A 24,779-nucleotide genomic window follows, 5' to 3' on the forward strand; every position below is an offset into this window, starting at 1 on the left:
TGAACAGGGCAACCGACGTGCGGAGGGCGCTGACAGGCTAGGACTTCCCTGTTGCCGCTTCCCGTAGCCGGTGCGGATGGCTGTAGACCACATGCCGCCCCACCCGCGTGAAGCCCACCAATGTCATCCCGCATCCCCGGGCCAGGTCGACAGCCAGCGCGGTGGGCGCGGAAATGGCGGCCAGCAACGTAACACCCGCCATGGCCGCCTTGGCCACCATCTCGTAGCTGGCGCGGCTGGTGATGAGGATGAATCCATCCGCAGCGTCGATCCCCTCGCGCCCCATCGCACCGATCAGTTTGTCCAGTGCGTTATGGCGGCCGACATCCTCGCGAACCCGTCGCACGCGTCCCTGCCTGTCGGCAAAGGCGGCCGCATGGATGGCGCCCGTCGCGGCATTCAGCGGCTGCGCTGCTTCAAGGCAGTCCAATGCCGCCTCCAGCGCGTTCGCGTCGATTGCACTGCCCTGCTCCACGGCTTCGGGATGCCTGATGACGTCTTCCAACCGTCGGTGGCCGCAGATCCCGCAGCCGCTGCGCCCCGGAAGCCAGCGAGCATCGTCGCCCGACGATCCACGGAGCAGCGGCATCAGGGTGTGGAGGTCCAACTGGATCCCCTCGAGCAGGGTCTGTACATCGATGGAAGCCAGTCCCCCGATCGCAATACCCAACTCGGTCAGCGCGAAGCCATGGGCAAAATCTTCCAGATCAAGGGGGCTGGCCATCATCACGGCCAGCGGCTCGCCGTTGACCTGGATGGCGATCGGGACCTCCTCGGCAAGCAGGTCTTGCCGATTGACAGCCACCCCGTTGCGGACATCCACAACATTACGGCGCGCGAGTCCCGGCGCGTGATCGTTGCCGTCAGTCGACATCGACGTTGTCGCCACGCGATTTCATGATCTGCACGGGAATGGACTTGTAGGCCGGGGTTCCTGACTGCGGATCGTGGCTGTCCAACGGCACCAGCCGGTTGCCTTCCGGGTAATACATCGCCGCCGATCCCCGAGGCAGGTCGTACCTAACCGCGGTGAAGCCGGACACGCGTCGCGGTGCTCCCTCGTTGCCGGCCATGTGCGACACGATGTCGATGCGGTCGCCATGCTGCAGGCCACGCGCGTCCAGGTCGTCGGCATTCATGAAGACCACGTCTCGTCGTCCACTCACGCCACGATAGCGGTCGTCGAAACCGTAGATCGTGGTGTTGTACTGATCGTGGGAGCGGACCGTGGTCATCGTCAGCAGATCAGTTGCACGGATCGAAGGGTCTTCGTTGAGGCCCGGCGCCACCAGGAAACGCGCTTTGCCGACGCTCCCCCAATCGCGCTCCGACGCGCCGATGTACAGCCGGAAGCCACCGGGCTGGCGCACGCGCACGTTGTAATCCTTGAACATCGGGAACACGGCTTCGATGGCATCGCGGATGCGGTCGTAGTCCTCCACGAGCCCGTCCCAGTCCACCTTTGTCTGAGGAAGCGTGGCGCGAGCGATGCCGGCAACGATCGCCGGTTCCGACAACAAGTGCTCGGAGGCCGGCGCGAGCCCGCCTTGTGAGGCATGCACCATCGACATCGAATCTTCCACGGTCACCGACTGCAGGCCGCTCGCCTGCACATCGCGTTCGGTGCGGCCCAGGCATGGCAGAAGGAACATCTGCTTTGCCGTGATGAGGTGTGAACGGTTCAACTTGGTGGCGATATGCACCGCCAGGTCGAGGTTGCGCATGGCCGGAAGGGTCGTGTCGGGATCGGGCATCGCCACCGCCAGGTTGCCGCCCATGCAGACCAGTGCGCGCGAGCGCCCGTCGCGGATCGCACGCACGGCCTCCACCGCGTCGTGGCCGTGCGTCAACGGGAACTCGAAGCCGAACCGCTGCCTGATCGCATCGACCAGCGCCTGCGTGGGTTTCTCGGTAATGCCCACGGTGCGGTCGCCTTGCACATTGGAATGCCCGCGGATGGGCGCGATGCCGGCGCCCTGGCGGCCGATATTCCCGCGCAGCAGCAAGAGGTTGGCCATCTGCTGTACGTTCTGGGTGCCGCGACGATGCTGGGTCATCCCCATGCCGTAACAGATGATCACCCGCTCCGCGCCCGCGTACAGCCGCGCGGCCGCGGCGATGTCCTCCCGCGACAGACCCGACTGTTCGACGATATCGTCCCACGCCGTGTTTGCGAGGTCTTCGCGCAGGGCGTCCAGGCCCTGCGTATGCTCGGCGATGAAGGCGTGATCGAGCACGCCAGGCCCGCCCGCCGCCAGGTCTTCGGCATCCGCATCGAGCAGGCACTTCATCATGCCTTTGAGCAGCGCAAGATCGCCGCCGATCTTCACCTGGTAGTACGTCTGCGCGATCGGCGTGGCGCGGTTGGTGAGCATCTCGGCCGGATCCTGTGGCGAGGTGAATCGCTCCAGTCCGCGCTCACGCAAGGGATTCACCGCGATGATAGGAACGCCGCGTCGCGACACCTCGCGCAACGTGCCGAGCATGCGCGGATGGTTCGTGCCCGGGTTGTGGCCGAAGCTGAAAAGCGCATCGCAATGCTCGAAGTCCTCCAGCGTCACCGTGCCCTTGCCGACGCCGATGGATTCCGGAAGACCGACGCTCGTGGCCTCGTGGCACATGTTCGAGCAATCCGGGAAGTTGTTGGTGCCGTACTCGCGCACCATCAACTGGTAGAGGAAGGCGGCTTCGTTGGAAGTGCGGCCGGAGGTATAGAACTCCGCCATGTCGGGGTTAGGCAGGGTGCGCAATGCTTCACCGATGCGCGCAAATGCGTCCTCCCAGCTGATCGGGACGTAACGGTCCGATGCGTGGTCGTACGCCATCGGATGCGTCAGGCGTCCCTCGTCCTCCAGTGCATGGTCGCTCCACTCCCAGAGTTCGGACACCGTGTTCGCGGCGAAGAAGTCAGGCGTGGCGCGCTTGCCCGTCGCCTCCCACGACACCGCCTTCGCACCGTTCTCGCAGAACTCAAACGACGACGTGTGTCGCGGATCGGGCCACGCGCAACCGGGGCAATCGAAACCGCTCGGCTGGTTGACGCGGCGGAGCGCGGAGGTTTCTCGCCCAACGGCCATCTGGCTTTTCACTGCGCGCGCGACGGCTGCCAGCGCGCCCCAACCGCCCGCCGCGCCGTCGTATTCGTCGATGCCGGGCACCTTGCGCTCACTCATGGGATTCTCCTGCGGCACGTCGACGAAGCATCGACGAAGGATACTCCAACACCCCGACGCACTCCGCCTGAGCGAGCGTTCCAGCGAGTGTGAACTGCTCGCTCAGGATCCCGTTGCTAGCATGTTGTGATTCCCACGTGAGAACGCCGCGCCTTCGTGCTTCGCCTGTTGCTGCCCCTTACCGCACTGCTGACCAGTGTCGCCCTGTTGCTCGGCGGCAATGGTCTGCTGGGCACGCTGCTTGCGGTCCGCAGCCAGACAGAGGGCTGGGGCGAACAGACGACGGGCCTGGTGATGTCGGGCTATTTCATCGGATTCTTCCTGGGCACTTTCACCGCGCCTCCGCTGATCCGGCGTGTTGGCCATATCCGTGCGTTCGCTTTCCACGCAGCACTGGCGGCCGCGGCCGTGCTGGTGTTCCCGCTGTGGGCGAATCCGGTGGCCTGGATGGCATTGCGCGTCGTCACCGGCATGGCACTCGTAGGGCTCTGTACGGTGATCGAGAGCTGGTTGAACGCGCAGTCGGCGCCGGAACACCGGAGCCGGGTGTTCGGGGTGTACATGGTGGTGTCGTTGCTGGCGCTCGCGGCGGGGCAACTGCTGCTCGATCTGCAACCGCCGCGCAGCCCCGTGCTCTTCAGCGTGGTGGCCATCCTGTTCGCGCTGGCCATACTGCCTGTCAGCATCACCCGACTGTCACCGCCCCCCGTCGCAACCGCGCCCCGTGTCCGCATCCTGCAGATATGCCGCACGGCGCCCAGCGCCGCCGCTGGCGCGCTCCTGGCGGGCATGGCCCTCGGTGCGTTCTGGGGGATGGGCGCCGTCTATGCCGGGTCGTTGGGATTGGACCGGGCCGGCATCGGCACGTTCATGGCCGCCACGATCCTTGGCGGCGCCGCCTTGCAGCTGCCCATCGGCCGCCTGTCAGATCGTGGTGATCGCCGCAGCATGCTGGCCGGCGTGTCGGCCTTGGGTGCCGTGGTCGCCGCGTGTGCGCTCCAACTCGCCCCGGCGGAGCGCACCGGTGTGCTGGCGTTGTTCTTCCTGTTCGGTGGGCTGGCGTTCGCGCTGTATCCCTTGGCGGTCGCCCATTTGCTGGATCGCCTGCCGGCCGAGCAACTGCTGGCAGGCTGTAGCGCCCTGCTGCTGCTGAATGGCATCGGCGCCGCCATCGGACCTGCCGCTGCGGGTCTCGTGATGGAGCGCTGGGGCGCTGGCGCCCTGCCCGTCTTCTTCGCCACCACCCTGGCTCTGCTCGCGCTGGTGGCCGGCGGGCGCCGTTTGTTGAAGGCGCGCCACTTGCTGCATCCAGCGCGCTTCCATCCCATGGTGAGGACGACCCCTGTCGCCCTGGAGCTGCTGCCTGAGATTCCGGACCGCCCATCGCGGCCGGTCCACGATCGGCGGCCGAATTGATCCCGATCAATGCGCCGGCAACGGCACCGCCCTAGCCTGTGCGCCATGGGCACTGTCTCTCCTTCCCCGATGTTCGACGCGGACCTGCTGCGGCGCTACGACACGCCAGGGCCGCGCTACACCTCCTATCCGACCGCACCGCAGTTCAATCCGACGTTCGGCGCGCAGCAACTGCGCGAACATGCGAGCGCCAGCAACCAAGCCGAGCATGCGCGACCGCTGTCCCTGTACGTCCACGTCCCGTTCTGCGCCAGCCCCTGCTTCTACTGCGGTTGCAACCGGGTGATCACGCGCGATAAGGCGCGTGGCGAACTCTACCTGGACTACCTCTACCGCGAGATCGCACGGATGGCGCCGCTGTTCGAGAGCGGGCGTCCGGTGACCCAGCTGCACTTCGGTGGCGGCACGCCGAACTTCCTCACCCCCGCGCAGATCGCCGACTGCGTCGCCGAACTCCGGAGCCAGTTCAGCTTCTTCGCGCCGGACAGGATGGATTTCTCGATCGAACTGGATCCGCGCTCGGTCACACCCGAGGATATCGGCGAACTGGCACGCATCGGTTTCAATCGCGCCAGCCTGGGCGTGCAGGATTTCGACCCGGTCGTGCAGAAGGCGGTGAACCGGATCCAGAGCGTCGAGGACACGCTGGCCATCCTCGAGGCCTGCCGAGCCCATGGCATGCGCTCGGTGAACATCGACTTGATCTATGGATTGCCGAAGCAGACCCGGGCGGGCTTTGAGCGCACGCTGGACGTCGTGCTGGAAGCGCGTCCCGACCGCATCGCGGTTTACAGCTATGCGCATCTGCCGCAGCTCTTCAAGCCGCAGCAGCGCATCGCCCTGGAGGACCTGCCGGACCCGGAAGCGAAACTCGAACTTCTGGAGTGCGCAATCGAGCGGCTGGTAGCGGCAGGCTACGTCTATATCGGCATGGATCACTTTGCCCTGCCCGACGACGATCTGGCGCGCGCGCAGGCGCGGGGCGATTTGCACCGGAATTTCATGGGTTACACGACCCATGCGGAGAGCGACCTGATCGGTTTCGGCGTCAGTGCGATCAGCCACATCGGCGACAGCTTCAGCCAGAATCCGCGCGACATCGCTAGTTGGGAGCGCGCTATCGACGACGGTCGCCTACCCGTCTGGCGTGGCATGCCGCTGGACCGGGACGATGTGCTGCGGGCCGACGTCATCCAGGAGCTGATGTGCCATGGCCGATTGGACTTCGCCCGTCTTGGGCGTCGCCACGGCATCGACTTCGGCGAGTACTTCGCCGATGCGCTGCCGCGCTTGCAGGCGTTGGCGAACGACGGGCTGCTGGAGTTCACCCGGGCGGGCATCCGGGCAACACCACGTGGCCGCTTGCTGTTGCGCGTCATCGCCATGTGTTTCGACCGCTATCTTCAGGCGGTACCGACACCGGATGCGCCGCGCTTCTCACGCACGATCTGAGCGACGCCGTTAGCGACACGCGTCGTTGACCCGATCATCGAAGCGGCGGCTGGTGGCGAAATCACGCTTCAGGCCAAGGCGCGCATAGGCACGATCGCGCGCGTCCTTCGCCCGTGCGCAAGCTTCCGGGTCGCGGTGCATTGAAATCACAGCCCCCTGAGGCGATCCCTTTCGACGTGGTGCCCGCGTTCGCATCGGCGCTTCTTCGGTCTTGTGCGTCGTGGTTGGGCGGACGATCGCGTTGGGCGCCGGTGGATCGGGCGGATAGTCCCGTTTCCACTCCGTGCGCTCGGCTGTGGCGCATGGTGTTCCCCGGTAGATCGTGTGCCCATCCGCGGCGCGGCATTTGTGGATGGGGTCTCCACCCCAAGTCGAACTGCCCGCCAGGATCAGCAGACATGCCAGCGCGATGCGCCAAGGGTATGGGAATGAGCGCGACATGATGGGCTCCTGGGATCGGGGCTCGCAGCATCAGGTGGCGGCGCATCGCGCAGGGATCGGCAGAATCCGCAGCATGGTGTCGGGGTTTCCCGGTCGTTCACCGGATCGTCACCGCTTCCCGGGCGAGATGGCGACGTCTTGCAGCGAGACATCCCATGACGACGGCCTACCTGTACCTCAATGCGGCGGTTTACTTCCTTTTCGCAGTCTGGTGCACGTTCGCCCCTGCGCGCACGGCGACGTCCGTCGGGTACGCCTCGCTGACCCGCTCCGGGCAGACGGAGTACCTGACGATCTACGGTGGGTTGCAACTCGGCCTGGCGTTCTTGTTCGCCTGGTTCGCCTGGACACAGCAGATGCGCACGGGCCTGGTGCTAGCAATGGCGTTGTACGTGCCCATCGTGCTGTATCGCAGCGTGGGCTTGATGCGCTGGTGGCCGGTCCAAACCACTACGCTGCTGCTGGCGGCAACCGAATGGTTGATGCTGGCCGCTGCCCTGTGGCTGTGGTGGCAGGGCCGCGCCGGATGAGCCTTCGGCACGTCAGAAGCTGATCGGCAGGCGCGCCGTCAGCGTCAGATCCGGCGTGTCACGGGTCACACCGACGCCCAGGGCGACGTTGAGCGACGTACGATCGCTGAAGCGATATGTCCCGCCTAGCAGCAGGGTGCCCAAGGTCGTTCGTACCGCGCCGGCGACTTCCTGCCCATCCTGCTTCGTCTTGCCGACGATGCTCTGGTCGTAGCCGATGCTGATGGCGGCTTTCTCGTTAAGCGCCAGGCCCATGCCCACGTTGAAACCGAGGATGTCGCCGGCCTTGATATCGCCCAGGAACTCCGTCTCACCGCCCAGCACGCGTCGCGATACGTCGCTGCGCTTGAAGTTGTGCAGGTAGCTCAGGCTGCCGAAGAACACCACGGGGTCGGATGGGTACAACCAGGTGATGCCCGGCTGCACCGCGTTGAAGCCGCTGCCGGTGGGCAGGTCGAGAGGCAGGCCCGTGCCGGTCGTGTTGGCGACGCAGCGCGTCACGCAATCTGTCGTGACTTCGAACAGGTCCTTTCCGGTCCGGCTCTTGTAGCGCAGCCAGGCGATGTAGAACGGCTTGTCCGCACCGCCGCGGTTGAGCTGGTAACGCCCGGTGATCTCGACGTCGCCGATGCCGTTGCCGCGGGCGTTGAACACGCGATCCTGCGCCGAGCCGGTGAAGATCTCGCGGCTCACCGTGTCGCTGTGGATGTAGACATAGGGCAGCTTTGCTTCCACTTCCATCCGCCGGCTGACGCCGTAGCGACCGGTGAGCGTCGCGACCGCCGTGGTCGTCTTCACCTGACGCACGTCGATCAGGCCGATCAGGATGGCCGGAATGATGGTATAGCCCACCAGCGCCACCCGATCATTGGCCGAATACCCGTACTGCAGTGACGGTTCCAGCACCAGTTTGCTCTTGGGTGTCAGCACGCCGGGTTGATCGAAGATCTGCGCCACTTCCGGTGGGCGCGAATCGCTTTCCGGCGCCTGGCCGACGCGTTCGGGGGACGGCGCCTGCGCGGTTTGTGCGCCCTGTGCTTGCGGTGCCGGGCGTGCCTGTGGGGCTGCGGACTGCGCATACGCCTGCATCGGCTGGGCGTCCTGCGATTGGGCGGTGGACTGCGGTGCGGGGCCGACGACGATGTAGGGCTGCGAGGGTGGCGCGTCGCGGAAGGTGGGCGCCTGATTGAGCGAAGGTACGATCACCGGCGTCGGCGCACCGCGCGCGCGCGCGTTGGCGAGCACTTCCTCGTTGAGCGCATTCTGCAAGGTGAAGATCTGCTGTTCCTGCGCCTGCATCAGTGCGCGCATTTGATCTAGGCGCTGCGTCTGCTCATTGAGCTGACGTTGCAGCGCGTCCAGGCGGGCATCGGCCGTGATCTCATACGGCTGCAAAGGAGCCGGCGGCGATTCCGCCACCGGTATCGGCACGACACCGAGCGGTTCCTGCGCCCTCGCCTGCCCCGCCACGCCCAGCCCCACGGCCAGTGCGAGCGGTGCCACCTCGATCAACGACGTCCCTTTCATGATGTTCCCCTTGAGTAGGTGAAGGCCGCGGGCCGGTCCTGCCGATGCCCGTCAGGGGCCGCCAGGCGCGCGAATGAGCGCGTCCGTCAGCGCGCCATTGGCATTGAGGTTCTGGTACGCGCCCAACGTGTCGGTACCGACGTCGACACGCGTCAGCGTGCGGATGTCCTGGTCGTCGAGCGTGTTCTGGATGACGATGCCGCCGGCGATCTGTGCGGGATCGAAGCGGTTGCCTTCGCCGATCTGCACCACCAGCCCGCGGTTGAAATCGGCCAGTGCCTGGGCCTGTTCGGACGTGATGCGCGCCACGTCCGGCACCTGCACGGCGATGCGTGCGGTGACTTCGCCGTTGAGGTAGACCACGCGCTCGATGCCGAACGACAGCATCATGCCCGAGGGCATCTGGAAGCCCCCGCGCATCTGCGCAAGACGGGCCGGATCCACGGGGCGCCATTCCGCGCCGAGTTCTCCACTCTGCCCGCGTGCACCCGAAGGAGCGAGCAGGACCGCGAACAACATCGCGGCCCGCCACGCGGGATGCCGAATTCTGTCCATGTCAGATGTCTCCTGGTCCGCGCCGGGGCACGGTGATGTTGCGCAGGCCGTCGCGCTGGATTCCCATGTCGAGCGGCGCCGGAGGTGCGGTCTGCCAGTCGCGGGCCTGATTGAATCGGGCTTCCTCTCGTCGGTTGTGGACGACGAACATCACCCGGTTATCCCACAGTGCTTCGAAGCGCGAGCGCGGCATCGCCCGCGTACCACGGGCGGGATCGCCAAGCAGTACCCGACCGTTGCGTAACCCTTTCACCACGACGAAGTGCCGGTAGCCGCGATCGTTGAGCAGCACGATCGCCGGCACGTTCTCTTCCTGCAGCTTGTCCAGCGGAAGCTCGAAGCCGTCCGCTTCGTATCCCTTCGATCGCAGGTAGCGCCGCATGTCGAGCAGCGAGAAGCCTTCCTTGCGGATCCTCGCCTGGTCGCCGTTGTTGTACATCTGCACGAATACATCCACTTCGTTGACCGGATGGCCGTACTGGTGCGTCAGCAACGTCGCGGTTGCCGCCGAGCCACAGCTGAAGTCGTACTGCTGCGGCAGTGTGGTCTTGAACCTGGCTTCCTTGAGGCTGGTCAGGCGTATCTGGTAGCCGCCGTGCGGGATGCGCAGGTCGGTCGTCGCCGCCGAGGCGCCTCCCAACACGGCGAACGCACAGGCGAGCGCCGTGATGCGCAACCGGTGCGGCGGCCGGCATGTCATGGCGGCCCGCCGCCGGTGAAGTCGACGGTTACGATCATCGCGTTCTGGATCAACACGTTGTTGCCGGTGTTCTGGATGACGGTATTGATCCCGCTGGCGTTGTTGAACGCACCGTCGGCGACGCTGTTCGTGCCGGTGGTGACATGGTGTGCGGTATTGCCGTCCACCGAACCGTCCACATCGACCAGGTTTTCCACCTGCGTGCCATCGCCGCCGCGAAGCCCCGCCAATCGGCCGGGATCGATCGTGCGTCCCAGCTCACTGACGGGTTTGAACGGCACCTGCATCGGTGCGGTTTCGATGACGGGATCCTGCAGGGGGCGCAGTTCCACTCCGTCTGCGGCCCAGGCAGCGGGTGCGAGGGCACAGACACTCAGGACCGCCAGACGCAGTCCCCTCCGTTGAAGCGTAAGCATGGTCAGTCTCCCTTGCCATGCGTTCCCCGTGCAGCCAGGCAACGTCCCGCCGTGAGCGGGACGCTGGCGTCCGCGCGGGATGCCCCGGCCGGTGAGGGCCAGGGCATCTGCGGAGCGCTTATGGGCCTACGGTCAGGTTGGCTTGCACGGTGATGCCCTGCTGGATCAGCGAGGCCATGCCGCTGTTCTGCGCGGCCACCATGATGCCCGCGGCGGACTGGCCGACGCTCGTCATGTTGTTGGACATGTCGAACGTACCGGCGTCGACGGTGAGTGCACCGCCCGCGCCGCCTGCGCCACCGGTTGCGCCGTTGCCGACGCCGCCATTGCCGTCGCCGCCATTGCCGTCGCCGCCATTGCCGGTACCGCCTGCTCCGCCGGTCGCACCGATCGCGCCACTGGCGCCGTCACCGGCCGTGGCATCGCCGTTGCTCGCGCTGGAGGAAGCGCCGCCGTTGGTGGCATCGCCGTTGGTGGCATCGCCACCGTCGCCGCCGTTGCCGGCGGTCGCGGTCAGCGTGCCGCCCGCGCCACCGGTGCCGGAGCCTGCGCCGCCGGTGGACGTGGCGTCGCCACCCGTGCCACTGCCTGCACCGCCCGTGCCCGAACCGTCGCCACCGGTGCCGGTGCCGTCGCCCGATGTGCCCGCACCGGCCGTTGCCGTGCTGGAGCCGCCGGTGGACGTCGCATCACCCGAGGTGCCTGCGCCACCTGTGGCCGTGCCATCCCCGCTGGTGCCGTCGCCGGCGCCGCGTTCGCGCACGTTGCCGCTGCCAGCACCGGCGTCGCCACCGGATGCACCGGCGATCGAGCCCGTGTCGCCGCTCGCGCTGCCGGCATCACCGCCGGATGCGCCGCTTGCGCCACCGCCGTCGCCGCCCCAGCCGCCAGCGTCGCCGCCACGACCGCGGCCGTTGCCTGCCGTGGAATTGCCGTCGCCGCCCCAGCCGCCGGCGTCGCCGCCGTTCGCGCCGCGCGTGTCGTGGGTACTTCCGCCACGGCCGCCGTTGCCTGCCGTCGCATCGCCGATGGTCGCGCTGCCGTTGGACGAATCGCCCGCGGTCGCGCTGCCGTTGTTGGCATCGCCACCACTGCCGCCGTCGCCGCCGGCGCCGCCGTCACCGCCATCGCCGCCGTTTCCGGTGCCACCGGCCGCCGAGCCACCGTGGCCCTTGCCGCCGTAGCCAGCACCGCCCCTGCCACCGTCACCACCGTCGGCATTGCCCCAGTTCTGGGCGACGTTGCCGATGCCGTACACGGTCACGCCCGAAACGCTGCCTTCGAGCCGCGTTTCGGCCACGGCCTTGCTGTGGTTGAACGAGTTGGAGAACGTCGAGGTCGCGGTGCTGCCATTGTTGGCAGCCGTCGAGCCGTAACCTTCCGCATTCGCGCGACCTCGGTTGTTGCGGTTGTCGCCGTCATGCGTGCTGTTGTCGCTATTGTCCGAGTTGTCGGAATTGTCGCTGTTGTCGGAATTGTCCGAGCTGTCCGTGTTCGTACTGTTGTTGCTCATGTCGACTGCGAGATTGACGAGGATGTCGTCTCCGGATCCGTTCTCCGTATTCGTCTGTTGAGCGAAGGCCTGTCCCGTCGTTCCGAGCGCCAGCAATACGGCTGATGCGATCAGTGTCTTGCGAATGCACATAGTGAGTCTCCTTGTGGCCGCTCCGGAGCCCAGGGGAAGCCCTGAAAAGCGACGGTGGTCACACTCCCACAGCATTCGTTAGCCGTTTCCGGCGCAAGCGTTAAATTTTCGTTCTGCGGTCTGCCGCTCGTCCGCCGACTGCAGGTGGTTGAAACATAAGACGGCAACGTGTCCGGACCGGGCACCTCCCCACGTTGGCGCACGCCATTGCTTCAGGGAGACAAGGAGAGCGTGCCGGCGAGGCGCGCGCCCGCCCAGACCAGCACCAGGCCGGCGATGAGCGTCAAGGCGAGATAGGCCAACATCATCGGCGACCGGCCGGCGCGCAGGTAGACCAGACACTCCACCATCAGGGCCGAGTAGGTGGTCAGCGCACCGAGCACGCCGACCACGAGGAAGGCGCGCCAATAGACCGCGGAGGCGCCGCGTGCTTCCAGCCAGATCAGGAGGAATCCCGCAGCGAAGGAGCCGATCATGTTGACCGCGAACGTTCCCCAGGGAAATCCGTCGCCCAGCCGTCGCATCAGCAGGCCACCGAGCGCGAAGCGCCCTGCCGCACCGAGTGCGCCACCGGCCATCACCAGCAACAATTGCTGCCACCACAGCATCGCGTTCACCGGCATACGGCGCTCCTTCTAAGGTCAGTCTTCGCGACGCGTCTGTCGCCGGGCTTCGCGCAATCGGTCGAGTTTTTCCTTGAGCTTGATTTCCAGTCCGCGCTCGACCGGCCGGTAGTACACGCGCTCGCCCATCGCATCCGGGAACGCGGTCTGGTCCAGCGCGATGCCACCTTCCGCATCGTGGTCGTACTGGTAGCCGGTGCCGTAACCGAGCGACTTCATCAACTTGGTCGGCGCGTTGCGCAGGTGCATCGGCACGTCCTGCGTGCCGTATTCCCGCACATCGGACTTGGCGGCGTTGAAGGCCATATAGCCCGCATTCGACTTGGCGGTGCTGGCCAGGTAGATCACCAACTGGGCCAGGGCGAGGTCGCCTTCTGGACTGCCCAGCCGCTCATAGGTGTCCCATGCATCGATCGCCATCTGCAACGCGCGAGGGTCAGCCAGGCCGATATCCTCGACCGCCATGCGCGTCATCCTGCGCGCCAAGTAGGCCGGGTCGCAGCCCCCGTCCAGCATGCGCGCCAACCAGTAGACAGCGCCATCGGGGTTGGAACTACGCACCGACTTGTGGAGCGCGGAGATCTGGTCGTAGAACTGTTCGCCGCCCTTGTCGAAGCGGCGCGTCCGGTCGGCGAGCACCTGCACCAAGGTCTGCGGCGTGATGCGTCCGCCTTCATCGGCGGCCAGCTCTGCGGCGATCTCCAGCAGGGTAAGCGCGCGTCGCACATCGCCGTCGGCGGCGGTCGCGATCTCGAGCAGCGCGGCATCGTCGACCTGCAGCTCCGATCCGCCAAGCCCGTGTTCCGCGTCTTCCAGCGCGGCCTGAAGCGCTTGCCGGATGTCATCGGGCGAGACGGCTTCCATCACGTGTACACGGCAGCGCGACAGGAGCGCTGAATTCAGTTCGAACGAGGGATTCTCGGTGGTTGCGCCGACGAAGATGATCGTGCCGCGCTCGATGTGGGGCAGGAACGCATCCTGCTGTGCCTTGTTGAAGCGGTGCACTTCGTCCACGAACAACACCGTGCGCCGCCCACTTGCGAAGCGTTGCGCGGCCTCGGCCAGCACCTGCCTTACTTCGGGCAAACCGGAGAGCACCGCGGAGATCGCCTTGAACTCGGCATCCGCGTAACGCGCCAGCAGCAGCGACAGCGTCGTCTTGCCGCAGCCCGGTGGCCCCCACAGGATCATCGAATGCACGTGGCCGGATTCGACCGCACGTCGCAGTGCGCTGCCCGGCGCAAGCAGGCGTCGCTGGCCGACCATCTCATCCAGGGTGCGTGGTCGCATGCGCTCGGCCAGCGGTCGAAGCGCGCTGGTGTCGACGCTCAACAGGTCGGGCGAATCAGTGGAGGGACGGGACGCTCTGGGCACACGCCCATTCTAGCGTCCCGGCCATGGATGCCGGTTACGGGCCGCCCACCACGTCCACGCCCTTCCCCGGCGCGTACTTGAATGTACCTGCCGCGAAGGCCGGGTTGCGCTTCCAGCCGGTAAAGCTGATCTCGGTGCGCTGGCCCACGGCATCCTTCACTTCCATCTTGACCAGCGTGCCATTGGCGAACGCCAAGCGTGCGGTCTGGAAACTGGCATCGCCTTCCCGCTTCGGCGTGAGCGTCAGCCACTGGATGCCGCCCTGCCCAGCGGCCTCGGCGACCTTGAACTGCTGGTCGAGCTTGCCGGGGTCGATCAGGGCCGCGAGCGGGCTGTTCTCTTCTTCGACGCCCTGCTCGCGTACGGTCGCCTGCTGCAGGTCGGGGTCGTAGACCCACACCTTCTTGCCATCGGCCACGATCAGTTGTTCGTACGGCTTGTTGTATTCCCAGCGGAACAGGCGCGGCGCGGACAAGGCCACGCGGCCGCTGGAGCTTTCCTTGAGCTTGCCGCCGCCGTCATAGACCTTTTGAGTGAACTGGCCGTCCAGCCCCTTCAGGCCGGTGGTGAAGGTCTTCAGTTCATCGCGTGCACCGGCAAGCGCCGTGGTCGCGAGCAGAGCGGTGGCAAGGATGGCGTAGCGTGCAGTGCGGAGCATGGGCGTTCCGGGATGGGGACGTTGTGAAGAGTGTGCCGTGGCGAAACTGAACAGGCTGCAGATCGGAGCGGGATGTCTACGGATGTGTTCAGGCGACGACTCAGCGGGGCGGCGGCGGCGCCAGCACCTGGCGGTCGCCGTTGTGCTCAGGCGGCGTCACGACACCTGCTGCTTCCATGGCCTCGATCAGGCGCGCGGCACGGTTGTAGCCGATCTTCAGGCGGCGCTGCACGCCGGAGATCGAGGCACGCCGGCTCTCGGTGACGATCTTGACTGCTTCGTCGTACAGCGGATCGGACTCGTCGCCACCGCCGCCGCCGGACTCTGGCAGCCCCGTCGGGCCGACCACGATGCCATCGCCCATGGTCTGGATTTCTTCCAGCACGCCTTCGATGTAGTCGGCGCTGCCGCTGGCCTTGAGGTGCTCGACGACGCGATGTACTTCCTCGTCACTGACGAAGGCACCGTGGATGCGCTCGGGCATGGCGGTGCCCGGTGGCAGGTACAGCATGTCGCCATGGCCCAGCAGCGTCTCGGCACCCGACTGGTCCAGGATCGTGCGCGAGTCGATCTTCGAGCTGACCTGGAAGGCGATACGAGTGGGGATATTCGCCTTGATCAAGCCGGTGATGACGTCCACCGACGGACGCTGGGTGGCGAGGATCAGATGGATGCCGGCGGCGCGTGCTTTCTGCGCCAGGCGGGCGATGAGTTCTTCGACCTTCTTGCCGACGATCATCATCATGTCGGCGAATTCGTCGATGAAGATGACGATGAAGGGCATCGGCTCGAGCGGACGCGGCGCCTCGGCAAGATCCGGATTCGGTTTGAACAACGGGTCCATCAACGGCTGCCCCGCGTCCATCGCGTCCTTGACCTTCTTGTTGAAGCCGGCCAGGTTGCGCACGCCCACGGCGCTCATCAGCTTGTAGCGACGCTCCATCTCCGCCACGCACCAGCGCAGACCGTTGGCGGCCTCCTTCATGTCGGTGACCACCGGGGCCAGCAAGTGCGGGATGCCCTGGTAGACGCTGAGTTCCAGCATCTTCGGGTCGATCATCAGCATGCGCAGGTCTTTCGGCGACGCCTTGTACAGCAGGCTTAGCACCATCGCGTTGACCGCCACCGACTTGCCCGAACCGGTGGTACCGGCGACCAGCAGGTGCGGCATGCGCGCCAGATCGGCCACGGTCGGCCGGCCGGCGATGTCCTTGCCCAGTGCGAGCGTCAGCACGCTGCCGGACTTGTCGTACTCCTTCGAGCGCAACAGTTCGGATAGGAAGATCATCTCGCGACTGGTGTTGGGGATCTCCAGGCCGATCACCGACTTGCCCGGGATCACGTCCACCACGCGCACCGACTTCACCGACAGGCCGCGGGCGATGTCCTTGTCCAGCGAGCTGATCTGGCTGACCTTCACGCCGGGCGCGGGCTCCATCTCGAAGCGCGTGATCACCGGCCCCGGATAGGCGCCGACCACCTGCACATCGATGCGGAAGTCCTTGAGCTTGAATTCGATCTGGCGCGACAGCGTTTCCAGCGTCTCTTCGGAATACCCCTTGGTCTGCGGCTTGGGGTCGTCGAGCAGCGACAGCGGCGGCAAGCCGGACTCGTCCCCGCCGGTGCCGTGGAACAGCGGGATTTGCTGCTCACGCTTGGCGCGTTCGCTTTTCTCGACCACTGCCGGCGCGGGCGGCTCGATCTTCACGGGCTCGCGCTTGGCACGCGCGATGGCATCGGTCTTGCGGACGGTTTCGCGCTCTTCGCGCATAGCGCGCGTCTGCTGCCATTCGTTGGCCTGCTGGCTGCCACGGCGGAACAGGTCCGGCAGCATCAGCACGTACTTGCCGATGCGCTCCATCACCGCGAACCAGGACAGGCCGGTCGCCAGCGTCACCGAGGTCAGGAACAGCACCAGCAGGAACAGGTTGCCGCCCAGACCGCCGAACAGCTTGAGCAAGGATTTGCCCACCAGCGTGCCGAGGATACCGCCGGCACCCGCAGAGAAATGCTCAGCCGGTACGCCCCGGAGGTGCAGCAGGCCGGTGGCGGAGATGAGGAACGCCACCATGCCGATCAGCCGCAATGCGGGCCCGAGATCGGCGTTTCCGTCACCATCGGTATCCATGCCGAACAGGGCGATCCAGGCGATCGCACCCAGGATCAACGGCAGCAGGAAGGCCACATAGCCGAACAGCCACAGCAGCATGTCGGCCAGATAGGCGCCCGCCAGGCCGCCCATGTTGTGCACGGGCGCCGTGAGGCTGCCGGACTGCGACCAGCTGGGGTCCTGCGGCGAAAAAGTGAAAAGGCTGGCCAGCAGATACAGCAGCAAGGGCGCGATGGCGATCAGCGCGAGGTCGCGCCACAGGCGCTGCCGACGCGGATTGGGCGGCGTCGCCTGCTTGCGCGTAGCGGCGGGTGCCGCCTTTGATTTGCCGTTGTCCGGGAGCTGCTTCGCCACCTTTGGACCAGACCTTAGGAAATTTCTGTTAGTGATTGATAGTAAACGAATCGTGTGCGGCGCAACAGCCGGTCTTCTCTGGCGCCACGGACCCCGGCCAGAGACCGGATAGCAAAAACGCCGCGCGGTCGCGCAGCGTCTTCGATCCCTTCCTTCGTGGTCCGGCCTGCATCACCGCTTTCCATCTGCGCGCCTTGATTCGCCGGATACGCAACGCCACTCTATGTGCCTGCGAACGATGCGCGAACGCGTCGTTGCCTGCCCGTTTACCACCTTTCGCGAGTATACATGAGCACTTCCAAGCACTGCCGCCTGTTGATCCTGGGCTCCGGCCCTGCCGGTTGGACCGCTGCCGTCTATGCAGCCCGCGCCAACCTCAAGCCCGTGGTGATCACGGGGCTGCAGCAGGGCGGTCAGCTGATGACGACGACGGAAGTGGACAACTGGCCCGGCGATGCCCATGGCTTGATGGGGCCGGACCTGATGACCCGCATGCAGGCGCATGCCGAACGGTTCGAGACCGAGGTCATTTTCGACCACATCCATACCGCCGACCTGTCCAAGCGCCCGTTCAAGCTGATCGGCGACAGCGGCGAATACACCGCCGACGCCCTGATCATCGCCACCGGTGCAACCGCCAAGTACCTGGGCCTGGAGTCGGAAGAGGCGTTCAAGGGCCGCGGCGTGTCCGCCTGCGCGACCTGCGACGGCTTCTTCTACCGCGACCAGGACGTGGCGGTGATCGGCGGCGGCAATACCGCCGTGGAAGAGGCGCTGTACCTGGCCAACATCGCGCGCAAGGTCTACCTGGTGCACCGCCGGGACACACTGCGCGCCGAAAAGATCATGCAAGACAAGCTGTTCGCCAAGATCCAGGCGGGCAAGATCGAGCCGGTGTGGCACCACACCGTCGACGAGGTGCTGGGCAACGAAGCCGGCGTGACGGGTCTGCGGGTGAAGTCGGTGCTGGACGACAGCACGCGCGAAATCGACATCCACGGGTTCTTCGTTGCGATCGGCCACACCCCCAACACCAGCCTCTTCGAAGGCCAGCTCGACATGAGCAATGGCTACCTGAAGATCCGTTCCGGCATCGAAGGCAACGCGACCGCGACCACCATCCCCGGCGTGTTTGCCGCCGGCGACGTGACAGACCAGCACTACCGGCAGGCCATCACTTCGGCTGGCTTCGGCTGCATGGCGGCGCTGGATGCGGAACGCTTCCTGGACAAGGACGCCTGACCCACCCGGGCGCGCGCGGAGCGTGGACAAGCTGCTGATCAAGCAGTGCCTGTTCTATGGCAGCTGGCTGGCCTGGCCGGCCATCGTCTGGCTGCTGTGGCGTCTGCGTCGGCGCACCTCCCGCGCGTGGACGGCGCTGCTGCTGGTGGGCGCCCTGGTGTTCGTCTGGGCCCGCTTCATCGAACCGCAGATGATCCGGGTGCAGCACACCACCGTCGCCGGCACCGGCGCGGCGGCCCGGATCGCGCTGGTCAGCGACATCCACCTCGGCATCTACAAGGGGCCGGGGTTCCTCGATCGACTGGTGGACCGCATCAATGCCCAGGCCGTCGATGCGGTAGTGATCGCGGGCGATTTCACCTATGAGCCCGACGATGCGTCGCTGGAGCTCATGTTCGCGCCGTTGGCACGCGTGAACGTGCCGGTCTATGCGGTCCTGGGCAACCACGACCAGCAAGCCCCCGGCCCGGATATCGATCAGGCGTTGCGTCACGCGCTCGCCGCTCATCGCGTGCAGGTCATTGAAGGCAGCTTCGCCGACGTGGGCGATCTCCGGCTTGCCGGGCTTGGCGATCGCTGGGCGCAGAAGGACGATGCAGGCTTCCTCGCGGCAAGCGCGCGGCGCCCCGTTGTCGTGCTGACCCACAATCCTGACAGCGCCATCCAGCTCGGGCCCGACGATGCTGCACTGGTCCTTGCTGGGCATACCCACGGCGGCCAGATCCGCATCCCGTGGCTGTATCGCCGTGTCATTCCCAGTCAGTACGGATTCGATCGCGGATTGCAGACACTCAAGACGCCCCGCGGCGACGTTCGGGTGTTCACCACGGTCGGTACCGGCGAGATCGGGTTGCCGATGCGCTTGTTCAACCCGCCGACCATCGACGTGCTGGACCTGCGTCCGTAGCATCGTGGCGATGCCGGTCGTCCGTTTTCTCGCCTCGCTTGCCGATGTGCCCGCCCCTGCCTGGGACGCGCTGCACGACAGCCGCAATCCGTTCGTATCCCATGCTTTCCTGCACGGAATGGAGGCCGAAGGCTGCCTGCGCGCGGACTGGGGATGGCGTCCCCACCACGCATCGCTGTGGGAAGGCGATCGCCTGATCGCCGCAGCGCCCGGATACCTCAAGGACAATTCGCACGGTGAGTTCGTCTTCGACCATGCATGGGCGCATGCCTATGCGCAGCACGGGACGGACTACTACCCCAAGTGGCTGGGCGCCGTGCCCTATTCGCCCGTCACCGGCCCGCGCCTGCTGGCGTCGGATCCCCGCCATCGCGTGGCACTGCTGCAGGCGATCGAAGAGGAAGCGCGTCGCCTCGGGTTATCGTCGGCGCACGTCAACTTCCACCCGGTACCCGAGGATGCCGCCTTCTCCGATGCCTGGTTGGCGCGTACCGACGTCCAGTATCACTGGCGCAACCCGGGCCATTGGCGGACGTTCGATGGATTTCTTGCCGATTTCGACCACAAGCACCGCAAGAACATCCGTCAGGAACGAGCGAAAGTCGCACGTGCCGGCGTGAGCTTCCGCGTGCTGCACGGCGACGAGGCCAGCGAGGCCGACCTGCAGGCCATGTTCGGCTTCTATCTGCGCACGTTCCGCGATTACGGCAATTCGCCTGCGCTGACGCTCGGGTTCCTGCGCCACCTCGCACGCACCCTGTCGCGCAATCTCGTCATGTTCCTTGCCGACCATGAGGGCGACACCATCGCGGGAGCCTTGTGCCTACGCGGCGGTGATGCGCTGTACGGCCGCTACTGGGGTGCGCAGACGACATTGCCTGGGCTGCACTTCGAGACCTGCTACTACCAGGGCATCGAGTACTGCCTTCGCGAAGACCTGACCCTGTTCGAGCCCGGCGCGCAGGGCGAACACAAGATCGCGCGCGGCTTCCTGCCGGCCTTCGTGCATTCCCGGCACTGGGTCGCCGATTCCGACTTCGCCGCCGCCCTCGCCGACTGGTGCGCACAGGAGACGGCGGCCGTGCGCCGCTACGTGCGCACATTGCATTCGCACACGCCCTTCAAGGATCAGGGCCGGCCCGCCCCGGGGACTCCTGGAATTCCAGCATGAACACCCGGCCCATCGTCCTCTCGCCCGACCCGTACGCACCCTTCCCTCCCGTCGAGCACGCCATGCGCGATCCCGATGGGCTGCTGGCGATCGGCGGCGACTTGTCATTGCCGCGCCTGCTCAACGCGTACCGCCACGGGATATTCCCCTGGTTCTCCGCGGGCCAGCCGCCGCTGTGGTGGTCGCCGGATCCCCGCATGGTGTTTCGCACCGATGGCGTCCGGCTCTCTTCGCGCTTCCGTCGCGCGCTCAGGCAGAACACCTGGCATGTCCGTGCCGACACCTGCTTCGAGCAGGTGATCACCGCGTGTGCCCAATCGCCTCGTCCCGGACAACGAGGCACCTGGATCACCTCGGGGATGCGGCAGGCCTACCTCGATCTTCATCGGCAAGGGCACGCGCATTCGGTCGAAGTCTTCGACGAAGACGCTCTCGTTGGCGGCATCTATGGCGTGGCAATCGGGCGAATGTTCTTCGGCGAAAGCATGTTCAGCGCCCGCAGCGGAGGATCGAAGGTAGCGCTCGCTTCGTTGGCGGCGTACTTGGCCGAGTCGGGCTGGCCGCTAATCGATGCGCAGGTGGAGAACCCTCATCTCGCCTCGCTGGGCGCCTCGCTCATGCCGCGCGAAGCCTTCACCGGGGCCATCGCCGAGCTCGTGGACCTGTCCTCCCCGGAAGGCACCTGGACCGAGGGATTCGGAGGCCGTGAAGCCTCCCGATTGGCGCAAGCATCGGGGCCATAACGGAATTTTTGCACCTGGCGCGTGTCAGGCGTACAATGCCCGGCTTCATGGCTCGCGCCATCCCTAGCGGCACAGCACAGGCATACATGTCGAAAGACGATTCCATTGAATTCGAAGGCACCGTCGCCGAGACGCTGCCCAACACCATGTTCCGGGTCAAGCTGGAGAACGGGCACGAGATCATCGCCCACATCTCCGGCCGCATGCGCAAGAACTACATCCGCATCCTGACCGGCGACAAGGTGAAGGTCGAAATGACCCCCTACGATCTGACCAAGGGTCGCATCACCTATCGCATGAAATAATTGCATTAAGCAATTGATTTCAAAGGCGGCCAATGGCCGCCTTGCTCGTTTTGGGCGCCATGGAAGCTGGCGCAAGAAGACCCCGTGACTTCCTTCATTGGGTCACTCGTCATTGGTCCCTCAGGCAGATTCGCTGTAAAGAAGCCGGCACTAACGTGGGCGCCGGCCAATCCGGGCCGCCACCTGACCCCCGCCATGAATGTTCGTTCCCTCTTCTGCCTAGCCCTGTTGGGGCTAGCTTCAAACGCCTTCGCGGCGTCCGCCAACGAACCCGTCACCGAGTGCATCGACCTAGGGGCCCGCCAGGACATCGTGCGCGCTGGCAGCGGCCAACAGATCTTCCTGCGCGATGGCCAGGCCCAATACCGGATCGGTTTCGCGCGTGCCTGTAGCTCGATCCAGATTACGTCCAGTATCAAGATCAGTACGGACGGACAGGAGAACCGCCTGTGTCCGTCAGGCACGAAGGTAATCACCAAGGAAGCCAATTGCGACGTCAACGCCGTGGAGCTGATCAGCGCCGAAGAATTCGCCCAGCGCAAGAAGCGCGCCTCCCGCTGAAGTCTCAACGCAATGAAAGAAGGCGGCCTCTGGCCGCCTTCTTCTTTTCGCTCTGGAAGATCCGTGGTCAGGTCAGACCGTTGCTGGCAGCAGCCGCTCCGGCTCCGCCTGTGCATCGACCACCAGTTCGCCGTCGCGGGCATCGATGCTGACCCGGCCGCCGTTGACCAGCTTGCCGAACAGCAGTTCGTCGGCGAGCGGCCGCTTCACCTTGTCCTGGATCAGACGCGACATCGGACGCGCGCCCATCAACGGATCGAAGCCATGCTGGGCCAGCCAGTCGCGCGCCGCCGGCGTGGCCGACAGGCTGACATGCTTCTCCTGCAGCAGCATTTCCAGCTCGATGATGAACTTGTCCACCACGCGCAGGATGTGGTCGAAGCCCAGGCCCTGGAACTGGACGATGGCGTCCAGACGGTTACGGAACTCCGGCGTGAAGCTCCGACGGATCACTTCCATCGCATCGGTGGAGTGGTCCTGCTGCATGAAGCCGATCGTACGGCGCGAGGCCTGCGCAGCACCCGCGTTGGTCGTCATGACCAGGATGACGTTCTTGAAGTTCGCCTCGCGGCCGTTGGTATCCGTCAGTACCCCGCGATCCATGACCTGCAGCAGGATGTTGAAGATGTCGGGGTGCGCTTTCTCGACCTCGTCCAGCAACAGCACGCAGTGCGGCGTCTTGACGATTTTCTCGGTCAGCAGGCCGCCCTGGTCGAAACCGACATAGCCAGGAGGCGCGCCGATCAGTCGGCTGACCGAATGCGGCTCCATGTACTCGCTCATGTCGAAGCGGACCAGTTCGATGCCCAGCTGCAGCGCCAGTTGTTTGGTCACCTCGGTCTTGCCCACGCCCGTGGGGCCGGCGAACAGGAAGTTGCCGATCGGCTTGTCCGGGTTGCCCAAGCCGCTACGCGCGAGCTTGATCGCCGAGGCTAGCGTTTCGATAGCGGGATCCTGACCGAAGATCACCATCTTCAGGTTGCGCTCCAGGTGCTGCAGAACGTCCTTGTCGGACGAGGACACCTGCTTGGCGGGGATGCGCGCCATCTTGGCGACGATGGTTTCGATTTCCTCGACGTCGATCAGTTCCTTGCGGGTTTCCAGCGGCAGCAGCCGCTGGCGCGCGCCGGCTTCGTCGATGACGTCGATGGCCTTGTCGGGCAGCAGGCGGTCGCCGATGTGCTTGACCGACAGGTCGACCGCGGCCTGCAACGCGTCATCGGCATAGGTCACGCCGTGGTGCGCTTCGTACTTCGGCTTCAGTCCCTGCAGGATCTGGTAGGTCTCGCCGACCGTGGGTTCCACGATGTCGATCTTCTGGAAGCGTCGTGCGAGCGCGCGGTCCTTCTCGAAGATCCCGCGGTATTCCTGGAACGTGGTCGAGCCGATGCAGCGCAGCTCACCCGATGCCAGCGCCGGCTTGATCAGGTTCGAAGCATCCATCGTCCCACCACTCGCGGAACCGGCTCCGATGATGGTGTGGATCTCGTCGACGAACAGGATGGCGCCCGGGATCTTCTTGATCGACGCGAGCACGCCTTTCAGGCGCTTCTCGAAGTCGCCGCGGTACTTGGTGCCCGCCACCAGTGCGCCGAGATCCAGCGAGTAGATGACCGCATCCAGCAGCACGTCGGGCACGTCGCCCTCGACGATGCGCTTGGCCAGACCTTCCGCCAGCGCGGTCTTGCCTACGCCGGCTTCACCGACATAGAGCGGGTTGTTCTTGCGACGGCGGCACAGGACCTGGATGGTGCGCTCGATCTCGTCTCCGCGGCCGACCAGCGGGTCGATCTTGCCCTGCCGTGCGAGGTCGTTGAGGTTGCTGGCGAACTCGGTAAGGGCGTCGCCCTTGCCTTCGCCGTCCGTTCCCTCGGCCTTGCCCTCGCCTTCCGGGTGCCCCGCGGCGTCGTTTTCCTCGCCCTGCTTGGCGATGCCATGGGACAGATAGTTGACTATGTCCAGCCGGGTCACGTCCTGCTGGTTAAGGAAGTACACCGCATGCGAATCCTTCTCGCCGAAGATCGCCACCAATACGTTGGCGCCGGTGACCTCCTTCTTGCCCGAGGATTGCACGTGGTAGACGGCGCGCTGCAGCACGCGCTGGAAGCCGAGCGTCGGTTGGGTGTCGCGGCCATCGTCTTCCGCCAGGCGGGAGACCGAGGCTTCGATCGCCTGTTCCAGGTCCGCGCGCAGGCGGCCCGCGTCCGCGCCGGTCGCCTTCAGGACGGCCTGTGCCGAGGGATTTTCTAGGAGCGCGAGCAGTAGATGCTCGACGGTCATGAATTCGTGCCGAGCTTCTCGGGCGCGCTTGTAGCACTGGCCGATGGTTTGCTCGAGGTCTTTGCTGAACATGGTTGCCTCCGGGGCCGATGCCGACAATATGCGGCTTGGCGGGCGGTTTTCCATCACCCTACCGGATTTCAGTGTTCAGGGATCGTTACCTTGTACCTTGCGGCGGCGCCCCCAACACCGTTCATGCCGGCCCGGCTGCCCCTGCCGGATCCCTCAGGACTTCTCCATCGTGCACAGCAAGGGATGCTGGTTCATACGGGAAAACTCGTTGACTTGGGCCACCTTGGACTCGGCGACCTCGCGCGTGTAGACGCCGCAGACGCCCCGGCCACGGGTATGCACGTGCAACATCACCTGGGTCGCCTTTTCCAGGTCCATGACGAAGAACTGCTGCAGGACCGTCACCACGAAGTCCATGGGTGTGTAATCGTCGTTGAGCAGCAACACCTGGTACAGGGGCGGCGGCGCGACCTCGGGCCGGCTGGTCTCCACCAGTAAGCCGTGGTCGCGTTCGTTTTCGTTCTTGCGGGCCATGACGCAATTATAGGCGCTGGCGTCGCTCACCGCCGCCGTCGCGGCCGCGC

General features: G+C 65.7%; 23 protein-coding genes. 9 read left to right on the forward strand and 14 right to left on the reverse strand.

What is annotated here, in order from left to right; genetic code table 11:
* Window positions 1–37: 37 nt before the first annotated feature.
* Both fdhD and BM365_RS01635 read right to left on the reverse strand, forming a co-directional pair.
* On the reverse strand, window positions 38–874 hold the full coding sequence (gene fdhD / locus BM365_RS01630; RefSeq protein ID WP_093486000.1) for a formate dehydrogenase accessory sulfurtransferase FdhD: 837 nt from the start codon (window positions 872–874) through the stop codon (window positions 38–40).
* A complete protein-coding gene (locus BM365_RS01635) occupies window positions 864–3,173 on the reverse strand; it encodes an FdhF/YdeP family oxidoreductase (RefSeq protein WP_093486002.1) in 2,310 nt (769 codons plus the stop codon). The genes fdhD and BM365_RS01635 overlap by 11 nt, the downstream gene beginning before the upstream one ends.
* 168 nt (window positions 3,174–3,341) lie before the next feature.
* On the opposite strand from BM365_RS01635, the gene BM365_RS01640 reads away from it, so the two are divergent.
* Complete coding sequence (locus BM365_RS01640) at window positions 3,342–4,589, forward strand: MFS transporter (RefSeq protein ID WP_093489379.1); 1,248 nt, start codon at window positions 3,342–3,344, stop codon at window positions 4,587–4,589.
* A 45-nt stretch (window positions 4,590–4,634) separates the two neighbouring features.
* Entirely contained in the window at window positions 4,635–6,041 is a 1,407-nt protein-coding gene (gene hemN / locus BM365_RS01645) for an oxygen-independent coproporphyrinogen III oxidase (RefSeq protein ID WP_093486004.1), read from the forward strand.
* A gap of 9 nt (window positions 6,042–6,050) precedes the next feature.
* Here hemN and BM365_RS17710 read toward each other — a convergent pair whose 3' ends face one another.
* The gene (locus tag BM365_RS17710; RefSeq protein ID WP_139227269.1) at window positions 6,051–6,482 is read right to left on the reverse strand and encodes a hypothetical protein; all 432 of its coding nucleotides are present in this window, start codon (window positions 6,480–6,482) and stop codon (window positions 6,051–6,053) included.
* Between the two features lie 155 nt (window positions 6,483–6,637).
* Here BM365_RS17710 and BM365_RS01650 point away from each other — a divergent pair, with 155 nt between their 5' ends.
* Window positions 6,638–7,012 (forward strand): DUF4345 domain-containing protein, encoded by a 375-nt coding sequence (locus tag BM365_RS01650; protein WP_093486007.1) that lies wholly within the window; start codon window positions 6,638–6,640, stop codon window positions 7,010–7,012.
* A gap of 12 nt (window positions 7,013–7,024) precedes the next feature.
* Here BM365_RS01650 and BM365_RS01655 read toward each other — a convergent pair whose 3' ends face one another.
* The 9 genes from BM365_RS01655 to BM365_RS01695 all read right to left on the reverse strand — a co-directional run bounded on the left by BM365_RS01655 (window position 7,025) and on the right by BM365_RS01695 (window position 16,974).
* Window positions 7,025–8,539 carry a transporter gene (locus BM365_RS01655; RefSeq protein WP_233210784.1) on the reverse strand — a complete coding sequence of 505 codons (1,515 nt, stop codon included), beginning with the start codon at window positions 8,537–8,539 and terminating at the stop codon, window positions 7,025–7,027.
* A gap of 51 nt (window positions 8,540–8,590) precedes the next feature.
* Window positions 8,591–9,094 carry a hypothetical protein gene (locus BM365_RS01660; protein ID WP_139227271.1) on the reverse strand — a complete coding sequence of 168 codons (504 nt, stop codon included), beginning with the start codon at window positions 9,092–9,094 and terminating at the stop codon, window positions 8,591–8,593.
* 1 nt (window position 9,095) lies between these two features.
* A complete protein-coding gene (locus BM365_RS01665) occupies window positions 9,096–9,794 on the reverse strand; it encodes a C39 family peptidase (RefSeq protein WP_093486011.1) in 699 nt (232 codons plus the stop codon).
* On the reverse strand, window positions 9,791–10,126 hold the full coding sequence (locus BM365_RS01670; protein ID WP_233210783.1) for a hypothetical protein: 336 nt from the start codon (window positions 10,124–10,126) through the stop codon (window positions 9,791–9,793). The genes BM365_RS01665 and BM365_RS01670 overlap by 4 nt, the downstream gene beginning before the upstream one ends.
* A gap of 202 nt (window positions 10,127–10,328) precedes the next feature.
* A complete protein-coding gene (locus BM365_RS01675; RefSeq protein ID WP_217645166.1) occupies window positions 10,329–11,723 on the reverse strand; it encodes a hypothetical protein in 1,395 nt (464 codons plus the stop codon).
* A 344-nt stretch (window positions 11,724–12,067) separates the two neighbouring features.
* A complete protein-coding gene (gene crcB, locus BM365_RS01680; protein WP_093486013.1) occupies window positions 12,068–12,472 on the reverse strand; it encodes a fluoride efflux transporter CrcB in 405 nt (134 codons plus the stop codon).
* A gap of 24 nt (window positions 12,473–12,496) precedes the next feature.
* The gene (locus BM365_RS01685) at window positions 12,497–13,852 is read right to left on the reverse strand and encodes a replication-associated recombination protein A (protein WP_093486015.1); all 1,356 of its coding nucleotides are present in this window, start codon (window positions 13,850–13,852) and stop codon (window positions 12,497–12,499) included.
* 34 nt (window positions 13,853–13,886) lie between these two features.
* Window positions 13,887–14,510, reverse strand: a complete 624-nt coding sequence (lolA, locus tag BM365_RS01690; protein ID WP_093486017.1) for an outer membrane lipoprotein periplasmic chaperone LolA — start codon at window positions 14,508–14,510, stop codon at window positions 13,887–13,889.
* Between the two features lie 100 nt (window positions 14,511–14,610).
* On the reverse strand, window positions 14,611–16,974 hold the full coding sequence (locus BM365_RS01695; protein WP_093486019.1) for a DNA translocase FtsK: 2,364 nt from the start codon (window positions 16,972–16,974) through the stop codon (window positions 14,611–14,613).
* A gap of 288 nt (window positions 16,975–17,262) precedes the next feature.
* Here BM365_RS01695 and trxB point away from each other — a divergent pair, with 288 nt between their 5' ends.
* The 6 genes from trxB to BM365_RS01725 all read left to right on the forward strand — a co-directional run bounded on the left by trxB (window position 17,263) and on the right by BM365_RS01725 (window position 21,903).
* Window positions 17,263–18,216, forward strand: a complete 954-nt coding sequence (gene trxB, locus BM365_RS01700) for a thioredoxin-disulfide reductase (RefSeq protein WP_093486021.1) — start codon at window positions 17,263–17,265, stop codon at window positions 18,214–18,216.
* A gap of 22 nt (window positions 18,217–18,238) precedes the next feature.
* Window positions 18,239–19,123 carry a metallophosphoesterase gene (locus BM365_RS01705; protein ID WP_158253462.1) on the forward strand — a complete coding sequence of 295 codons (885 nt, stop codon included), beginning with the start codon at window positions 18,239–18,241 and terminating at the stop codon, window positions 19,121–19,123.
* A 10-nt stretch (window positions 19,124–19,133) separates the two neighbouring features.
* Window positions 19,134–20,294 carry a GNAT family N-acetyltransferase gene (locus BM365_RS01710; protein ID WP_093486025.1) on the forward strand — a complete coding sequence of 387 codons (1,161 nt, stop codon included), beginning with the start codon at window positions 19,134–19,136 and terminating at the stop codon, window positions 20,292–20,294.
* The gene (gene aat / locus BM365_RS01715; RefSeq protein WP_093486027.1) at window positions 20,291–21,037 is read left to right on the forward strand and encodes a leucyl/phenylalanyl-tRNA--protein transferase; all 747 of its coding nucleotides are present in this window, start codon (window positions 20,291–20,293) and stop codon (window positions 21,035–21,037) included. The genes BM365_RS01710 and aat overlap by 4 nt, the downstream gene beginning before the upstream one ends.
* 86 nt (window positions 21,038–21,123) lie before the next feature.
* Window positions 21,124–21,342 (forward strand): translation initiation factor IF-1, encoded by a 219-nt coding sequence (gene infA, locus BM365_RS01720; protein ID WP_055943174.1) that lies wholly within the window; start codon window positions 21,124–21,126, stop codon window positions 21,340–21,342.
* 195 nt (window positions 21,343–21,537) lie between these two features.
* Entirely contained in the window at window positions 21,538–21,903 is a 366-nt protein-coding gene (locus BM365_RS01725; RefSeq protein WP_093486029.1) for a hypothetical protein, read from the forward strand.
* A gap of 72 nt (window positions 21,904–21,975) precedes the next feature.
* Here BM365_RS01725 and clpA read toward each other — a convergent pair whose 3' ends face one another.
* Window positions 21,976–24,255, reverse strand: coding sequence for an ATP-dependent Clp protease ATP-binding subunit ClpA (clpA, locus tag BM365_RS01730; RefSeq protein WP_093486031.1), 2,280 nt, complete (start codon window positions 24,253–24,255; stop codon window positions 21,976–21,978).
* A 153-nt stretch (window positions 24,256–24,408) separates the two neighbouring features.
* Window positions 24,409–24,729: an ATP-dependent Clp protease adapter ClpS gene (gene clpS, locus BM365_RS01735; RefSeq protein WP_056880281.1), complete on the reverse strand. Its 321-nt coding sequence runs from the start codon at window positions 24,727–24,729 to the stop codon at window positions 24,409–24,411.
* Between the last annotated feature and the right edge of the window lie 50 nt (window positions 24,730–24,779).

Source organism: Pseudoxanthomonas sp. YR558, from assembly GCF_900116385.1.
Lineage (GTDB): Bacteria > Pseudomonadota > Gammaproteobacteria > Xanthomonadales > Xanthomonadaceae > Pseudoxanthomonas_A.